Raw genomic sequence first — 687 nt, 5'->3', positions numbered from 1 at the left:
GGTTGTCAGGGGGCTGGACCGGGAACTAAGGCCGCGGGGCAACATGCCTTTGAATTTATCGCTGATACGGCTGACTTTTTCGCGGGCAACGGTTTCGCCATGCATGGCAGCGAGCACCGCCATGATGTCGCCACGGGTGTACCAGAGGCCTTGCACATCCTGCGCATAGCGCACGCGGCGCGTGATCTTGGGATAGTGCTTTTCACCAAATTCACCCAACTCGTCCAGGATGAACTGGCGAATCTCCTCGGTGCGGTCTTCCAGTACGGATGCAGTGACTTCACCAGTGCCCAGCAAAGCCATGAAACTGCTTTTCAGATTCGGTTTTAACCAGCGCATGTGTCTCACAACTTTCTACCGGGTATCCGTGGGGTATTGGTTTACGTTCACGAAGAACGGTTTGTTCTGTTAGATTAAGACTGCGGCGGTTCATTTGCAAGACGTTTTGTGTGAAATGGTTAACGCAAAACAACAAATGAATCAAGGAGTTAGTAACTAGATGTCAAGTCGATTCTGGTATTGAACAGTGTTTAAATCTTTAGGCTTACATTAAGTTTCACCTGTAGACGAAAGTCACCTTCTCGCATCCGCTCCATTTTTCATCCCTCAGCTGGCTTCCGATATGAACACCAAAATGACCGCCTACCCTGCCCACTACATCAATGGCCAATGGGTCAAAGCCCGGTC

The 687-nt window shown here is 50.2% G+C and carries 1 protein-coding gene; it reads right to left on the bottom strand.

What is annotated here, in order from left to right; translation table 11 throughout:
• Positions 1-303: hypothetical protein (locus AC1D0Z_RS23555; RefSeq protein ID WP_477660535.1), on the bottom strand; the 303-nt coding region annotated here is incomplete at its 3' end.
• Positions 304-687: the final 384 nt, after the last annotated feature.

The organism is Polaromonas sp. P1_E3 (assembly GCF_056405935.1).
Note: the sequence above shows the minus strand (reverse complement) of the source record. Positions and strands in the feature narration are given on the sequence as shown.